Annotated in this window: 2 protein-coding genes; both read right to left on the bottom strand. The window is 73.4% G+C overall.

From position 1 onward, the window contains the following. On the bottom strand, positions 1-3,231 hold a 3,231-nt coding region (gene pglW, locus AC2CHE_RS26505; protein WP_484507555.1), incomplete at its 3' end, for a BREX system serine/threonine kinase PglW. Positions 3,232-3,649: 418 nt separating this feature from the next. After that, the coding region (locus AC2CHE_RS26500) for a DUF2690 domain-containing protein (RefSeq protein WP_484507554.1) at positions 3,650-4,328 on the bottom strand (679 nt) is incomplete at its 5' end.

Genomic DNA, 4,328 nt, shown 5'->3' with positions numbered 1-4,328 from the left:
CAGCGGCGGCGTGCCGGCCGGCGGGGGCTCCAGCGCGCGTAGCTCCTCCACCGCGCGGGTCCGGGTGGGCAGCGGGTCCGCGCCGGCCAGGGCCGCCGCCCGGCGGCCCAGCCGGGTCACATGACCGAGCAGATCGTCGGCGGTACGCGCGGTGCCCGGGTCATCCGGTTCCCGGCCGATCAGCACGGTGTCGCTGCCGCGTAGCCGCTGGATGGCCAGCCGGGCGTCACCGCCCCGGGCCAGTTCGGTCTCGACGGCGGCGCGGACCAGGCCGATCGCCTGGGCGGTGCGCTTCGGCTCGGCGGTGTAGGAGCCACGGGTGACGTTGAGTGCCTCGGCGACCTCCTCGGCGGAGGCTACCCCGCCCCGCCCGTCGAGCAGCGCCACGATCTCGTCGCGGACCAGGTCGAGCGCCGGATCGGTGAGCCAGTCGCGGGTGACCAGCCGCTTCAGCAGGTTCGAGATCTGTGGCTGCTGCTTGCCGACCACCCGGGCCACGTCCGCCTGCGACGGCCAGCGCAGGTAGCGGCCCTGGTCGTCGGCGGCCTGGCCGAGCAGCACCTGCACGGCTGTCCGGTGCCACGCGCTGCGGCCGGTGCCCGCCGGCAGCAGGGCTGCGCTGAGCGCCTCGACGTGTTGGGCGTTCGGTCGGGTGGGCACCGGCGGCGCGGCGGTGGCGAGCCGGTCACGCAGCTCGCGGCCGCGGGCCAGGATCTCCTTGCGGGTGGCGTCGGGTACACCCCGGGCCCGGGTCAGCGCGGACGGCTCGGCGTCCAGCAGTTCGCCGACGGTGCCGATGCCGAGCCGTTCCAGCGCCGAGCGGGCGCGGGCGGTCAGCTCGGCCGCCTCCAACGACGAGGCCCGGGTCAGCGGCGCGGGCCAACCGGTGTCGTCGGTGGGTGCCGGTGGTTCCGGGATCTCCCGGAACACCGCCCGCCAGGCATCGGTCATCTCGTCGAGGGTGTCGAACCGGTCGGTGGTGTCCCGGGCCAGCGCGATGGCGAAGAAGGCGACCAGCCGGTCGGCGACCGAGGCGTCGAAGACCGCCGGGTCCAGGGTGACCTCGTCGGTGACCGTGGCCGGGTTCGCGCCCTCACCCCACCGGGGCAGTGCCCCGGTAGCCATCTCGTAGAGGGTCACCGCGGCGGAGAACCGTTCGGCGGCGGCGTCGAAACGCAGCCGGCGCGGAGGCCCGAGGAACGGGTCGAGGTAGGCGGTGGTGCCGGCGGTGAGCTGGTCGGCCGGGATGCCGGCCAGCGAGAAGTCGAAGACGCACAGGTGCGGCTGCTTGTCCTTCGGGCGCGGCCGGGCGGCGAGGTTCGCCGGTTTGATGTCCCGGTGCCACACCCCCTGCCCGTCCAGGAAGGACACGATCTCCAGCAGGTCGCGGCCGTAGCGTTCCAGCAGGTCCAGCACCAGCCGACCGCCGCGCAACTCCTCGGCCAGGGTGCGATCGCCGGCGCTCTCCAACAGCAGCGCCGTCCGGCTGCCGACCTTGATCGGGCCGCGTACCAGCGCCGCCACCCGCGAGTCGCGCAACTTGCCGACGGCACGGGCCTCGGCGGCGAAGCGGTCGGCGTACTGCTCGTCCCGGGCGACCTTCAACACCAGGTGCCGGCCGCCCTCCGTGCCGCCCTCGGCGACCAGCAACGCGATGGCGGTGGCACCGCTGCCCAGCCTGGTCAGCACGGTGAGCCCGCCATCCAGCACGTCGCCCCGGTGGGCGTGCAGCGGATCGACCACCGGCTCCGGCTCCGGCGCGGTCAGCTCCTCCCAGACCAGCTCAAGGCCGGCGAGGAAATCGGCCACCTGTCGCATCCGCTGCCCCGGGTCGCCCCGGGTCGCGTCGTAGATGATCTCGATGAGCGCCTTCGGCATCCCGTCGGCGACCGCGTCCAGGCGCAGGCCGCCGGTGGCCACGGCGGCGACCAGCTCCTCCGCCGAAGCGGCCGGCTCCACCCCGGCGAAGATGCGGTAGGCCATCGCGCCGAGGGAGAACATGTCGAGTTGGTGGCCGGGCAGATCGTCGAGGGTGGCCGCCTCGGGTGCCTGGTAGCGGCGGACCGAGTCGTCGAAGAACAGTTCGAGTGACGCGGGGTCGGTGGACGGGCCGAGCGAGGTCATCCGGGTGCCGGGCAACCGGCCGCCGGTCTGCCAGTCGGTGACCACGAGCGTGGGCCGGGGGCTGTCCGGATCGCAGACGTACACCGCCCGGGGGTTCAGCGAACGGTGCGACAACCGCCGCGCGTGGGCGTGTGCGACGATCTCGGCGAGATCCTGGGCGAGTTGCAGCCGCTGGGCCAGGTGCAGCCGGCCGTCCCGCTCGGCTAGCCACTGGTCGAGGCGCTGCCACTCCGGCTTGTGGTCGAAGACCACCGCCGGCCCCCAGGGGTGATCGACCAGGTCCAGCGCGCGGGCGATGCCGGGATGGTGGATGCCCTGGAGCAGCCGGAACTCCCGCTCGGCGGCACGGCGGATCACCGGCACCTCGTCGTCGGCCGCCCGGCTGGTCAGGTAGAACCGGACCCGCCGCAGCACGGAGGTGTCCAGCGTGTGGTCGGCGAGGAAGTCCTGCCAGCCGACGCCCTCGGCGAACGGGCGCTGGTGCAACATGAGCTGGTTGACCCGGCGCTCGGCCACCGACGGTCGGATCCGGGCGCCGCGCACCAGTTCGACGATCTGCCGGCCGCGTACCGCGTCGACCAGATGGCGGGCGTCGGTCGGCGGCGCCAGCAGCATCTGCTTCAGGCTGGGCAGCCCGCCCGCGTTCCCGTCCAGGCCGTAGACGTGCTGGCCGCCGATGGCGTCCAGGTCGGAGCGGGTGTTCCGGGCGTGCAGGAAGATCGCGGCATGCACGTACGGGGTGCGGGCGCCTGGCGGGGCGTAGTAGGCGATGACGCTGCGCAGCCGCTTGGCCTTGCGGTTGGCCAGCATCAGCGGGTTGTCGGCCGTGTACCGGTTGCCGTTCGGCGCGTGCCGCCGCCAGCGTTGGCCGTCGCCGCCGATCCGGCCCTGCCAGTGCTTCAGTTCGAGCACGTAGAGGCCGCTGCGGGTGAGCACCAGCGCGTCGATCTCGTTGATCGAGCCGTCGGTGCCGACGAACTCGACGTTCGCCCAGACGTGGTACGGCTCGGCGTCCGGCAGGTACGACGCCAGCTCGCGCAGACCGTCCTGCTCGTGCACGTAGGCACTGGGGTTGATCTGCTCCCAGCGCGGCGAGTCCTCACGCATCTCGCATCATGCGCTTCCGCGCGGCCATGACAGCACTCCCCACACGCGCGCCCGTCCTCAAGTCCCGTGGACGGTACCGTCGCTTTCGGACGGTGCACAGACTCCACTCGTAGGCGGGGCCGGCGGGCCTTTCTACCCGGGCGGCCCATTGACGCTGATCAGCGCCCTTGACCTGCGAACAGTCGTCATGCCGAACCGCCACTCCCGCTCGGCGGACAGTCCGAAATATGACACCGCCATGGGTCCGCTACGGCCTGCCGCACGCGGTGGATCCGCTACCCGGCGGGACGGATTCGGAAGGTGGCCGTCGAGGGTCCGGCCCCGCCACCGATCGGGGAGATCCGCATCTGCTGGTGAGGGTCGTGGCTCAGGTACCGATCTGCGCGGCGACCGACTCCCGGCTCGTTCTCCGGCGGCCTCAGGGGACCGGGCGGATCTGGGTGGCGCCGCGCCAGCAGCCGGTACGGCCGACGGCCGAGCGCCACCCCGTACCGGACAACTGCACCTGCCCGTAGACGCAGGTTCTGGTGCTCGTCAGCAGGTTGCCGAAGGAGGAGATGCCGCCGTAGTCCATGGCGAAGTCCGCCGACCGGGTCGGCTGCTCACCGTCGATGACGGTGAGCCGGATGCTGGCGGGCAGCGGCACGGCGTCCACGCCACCGGGCACCGGCATGAACCGGGGCCAACTCGCTCCGCAGGCGGGCGAGTAGCGCAACTCGACCGTGCCGATCACCCGCTCGTCGAGCAGTACGGCGGCGCTGTCCAGCGTGGTCACGTCGGCATCTGCGGCGCACCCGGCGTCCTTCGGGTCGGCACCGTCGCGGACGCCCACCGTCACGGTCGTCTGCTCGGCCGCAGGTGGTGTGGTTCTGCCCGCCTCCGGCTTGCCGGGTCCTCCGGCGAGCCAGGGCACCGCGACGAGCCCGGTCAGCACCAGCGCCCCGGCGAGAACTGCCCGGGCGGTGCGGCCACCCGGCCGGGACGCAGCGCCGTCACCTGCCGGAATGGACGGGTCAAGCGGTTCCTGGCCGTCCCGCCCCGACGCGGCCGGGGGCGCGGTGGCCGACGGCGCGGCGGCGGCACCCGCAGCGACAGGC

The organism is Micromonospora sp. ATLC16, assembly GCF_057196645.1.
The sequence above is the reverse complement of the archived record's forward strand: the minus strand, read 5'-3'. Positions and strand labels throughout refer to the sequence as shown.